The sequence below is a fragment of the Thermodesulfovibrionales bacterium genome, assembly GCA_035622735.1.
Lineage (GTDB): Bacteria > Nitrospirota > Thermodesulfovibrionia > Thermodesulfovibrionales > UBA9159 > DASPUT01.
Genome location: DASPUT010000145.1, coordinates 1 through 2,601, shown reverse-complemented (window position 1 = coordinate 2,601; position 2,601 = coordinate 1). Strand labels below are relative to the sequence as shown.

Sequence of the window (2,601 nt, the reverse complement as noted above, 5' to 3'; positions counted from 1 at the left end):
AGTCTGTCATGCCGAACATTCTGAACTCGGCAGATGCTCAACGGCATCGTCTATTCTTCTCTCTCAGATAATGAACCATCCAGGAGATTCCCCCGATTAGCAAAATCCCGATGATCACTTCCATTTCATAGCGCTTAATGTCTTTCATTACAACCTCAAGGGCGGTGCCGAAGAGATAGCCGCCCGTTGAAACGAGGACCGCCCAGAGCACCGCACCGGCGGCGTTAAGGATCACGAAGCGTCTCGCCGCGATTCGGTGGTTCATGCCGATGACAATGGGAGTGAGAATTCTGATTCCGTATACGAACCTGAATCCCAGCATAATGAGATCGTGATAGCGCTCAAGGATGATGTGAATTTTTTCGGCGCGGGCGCACCATCTCGGATACCGTGCAAGGATATCTCTGCCGCGTGCCCGTCCGATGAAATAAAAGACCTGGTCTCCCGAAAAACTCCCGATGAATGCGACGACCATCACGAGGGGCAGGTGAAGATACCCCAGGTGTGCGGTGAGACCGCCGATAATTAGGATCGTTTCGCCTTCAAAGAAGGTGCCGATAAGCAATGCAACATAGCCGTATGTCCGGATAAGGTGTTCAAGGGCCGTCGGTGATAGCATTTCACCCTATTATACCGAACGGCGCACAAGGTGCGGAAATCCTGGAAAACCATCGATAGTCTGGATTCGTGTTAACCGGGAAATAGCGGGATATATTTGCCGTGAAGTTGGAAGCACGCACGCGGTTGTTTTCGATGGAGCATAGTTGTGACAGCTACAACAATCCCCTGTCCAATGTCCTGTACTGAATCGACTCAGACACATGGTGGGAGTGGGTCTCGTGAGAGGCCTCAAGGTCGGCGATCGTACGGGAGAGTTTCAGAATCCTCGCTTAGGCCCTTGCGGAGAGACCGAGTTTCTGCATGGCGGTCTCGATGAGCGTCTGGGCATCGGCATGGAGGGTGCAGTATTTCTTGATATGTCGCGTCTTCATCTGGCCGTTGTAATAAATCTTGTCGTTCTTAAACCTCTCGAGCTGGAGATTCCTCCTTGAGATCGGCAGGCGCAAGGTTCACCGTTATCTGCTTGAAGGGGAAATTGAACCCGATATTTTTCAGCGCCGCCCGTACCCTGTCGCGGCTCTCCTTAACAGCCGCGTCCGGCAGCCCCACCATCGAGAAGTGGGGCAGGCCCCTCGATGTTATATCGACCTCGACCTCCACCCCGTGCGCATCGATGCCGACGACACTGGCGCTGAGTATCTTCGAGAGCATAAAACCCATTATATTTTCAAAGGTGTTTTTATGCAAGGTTTTTCCTTGCAAGTTTAGGGTGATATAGTTATGCTAATAAGGAGATAAGATAAATTAATAGGTTACGATGATGCTATGAAGGTCATGCACGCAGAGAAGGTTCTCATAAGAGCGGTATTTACGATCATCCTTCTCCTCCTGTCTTCGCTTTGCATTGCGGAGGTCCACGGGCCTGTCGCACTCACGGTCCTCCATCTGAACGATTTCCACGGCCGACTCCTCCCCTCCCTTGTGAAGAGCGTTGATGAAAAGACCCCGGTGGGCGGAGCGGCTTTTCTCGCGCAGATGATCGAGGATGAACGCGCCAAGAACCCTGAGGGCACCATACTCCTCTCTGCCGGGGACATGTTCCAGGGCTCCCCTGAGTCGAATATCTTCCGGGGGGAGCCGGTCATAGAAGTCATGAACTACCTGAAGTTCGATGCCATGGCATTGGGAAATCATGAGTTCGATTGGGGACTCGGTCCCCTGAGGAGACTTGAGGCGTCCGCTGCATTTCCCTTCCTCTCTGCAACGGTCACCGACAGAGGGGGGAAGGGTATTCCGGGAATAAGGCCCTTCGTCATGCTCGAGAGGAAGGGTCTGAAGATCGCGGTCATCGGAATAACAACTCCCGAGACCGCCTATACTACAAAACCGGACAACGTGAGCGACCTGAAATTTCTCGACCCGGTAAAGGTCCTTCCGGGACTCATCCGGAAGGTGAAAGAGAAAGGGGCGGATATCGTAGTCGTGCTCTGCCATTCCGGACTCGATGCAGATAGACGTCTGGCCGGCGCTGTCGGAGGGATCGACCTGATAGTCGGCGGACATTCTCATACGGCGGTCATGTACCCCGAAAGAGTCGGGAAGACGATCATCGTGCAGGCCGGATATTATGGGATATACCTCGGGGTGCTCAACCTCGCCGTCGATCCTGAAACGGGGATGATTCATTCCGATACCGGAACGAAGGAACTGAGAACGGTCTTCGCCGGCCCGGATGACCGGATCGACAGGAAAACGGCAGAGATCGTCCGGACCTACCGGGACCGGCTTCAGGATTCCTTTGCGAGCGTTGTCGGCGAGACTTCTGTCGACCTGATGAGGATCGATAGGGGCGAGTCGCTGGTCGGGGATATTGTGACCGATGCGATGCGGGAATCGAGCGGTGCCGACATAGCCTTCCTGAGCAGCGGAAGCATGAGGGCTGACATTACGAAGGGGCCGATCACGATGGAGCAGGTCTTCAGCCTGCTCCCCTTTGACGATGTTTTAATGACCATGAAACTCACCGGAAAACAGATCCTC

Annotated in this window: 3 protein-coding genes and 1 pseudogene; 1 reads left to right on the top strand and 3 read right to left on the bottom strand. The window is 53.8% G+C overall.

The genetic code is table 11. The features are described 5' to 3' along the window. Window positions 1–37 precede the first annotated feature (37 nt). From VEI96_07780 to VEI96_07770, 3 genes and pseudogenes are all read right to left on the bottom strand, one after another. Complete coding sequence (locus VEI96_07780; GenBank protein ID HXX57886.1) at window positions 38–619, bottom strand: DedA family protein; 582 nt, start codon at window positions 617–619, stop codon at window positions 38–40. Between the two features lie 154 nt (window positions 620–773). After that, window positions 774–992 (bottom strand): annotated as a pseudogene (locus VEI96_07775) (hypothetical protein). A gap of 28 nt (window positions 993–1,020) precedes the next feature. Continuing rightward, window positions 1,021–1,272, bottom strand: coding sequence for a magnesium chelatase domain-containing protein (locus tag VEI96_07770; protein HXX57885.1), 252 nt, complete (start codon window positions 1,270–1,272; stop codon window positions 1,021–1,023). A 114-nt stretch (window positions 1,273–1,386) separates the two neighbouring features. On the opposite strand from VEI96_07770, the gene VEI96_07765 reads away from it, so the two are divergent. Continuing rightward, window positions 1,387–2,601: bifunctional UDP-sugar hydrolase/5'-nucleotidase (locus VEI96_07765; protein ID HXX57884.1), on the top strand; the 1,215-nt coding region annotated here is incomplete at its 3' end.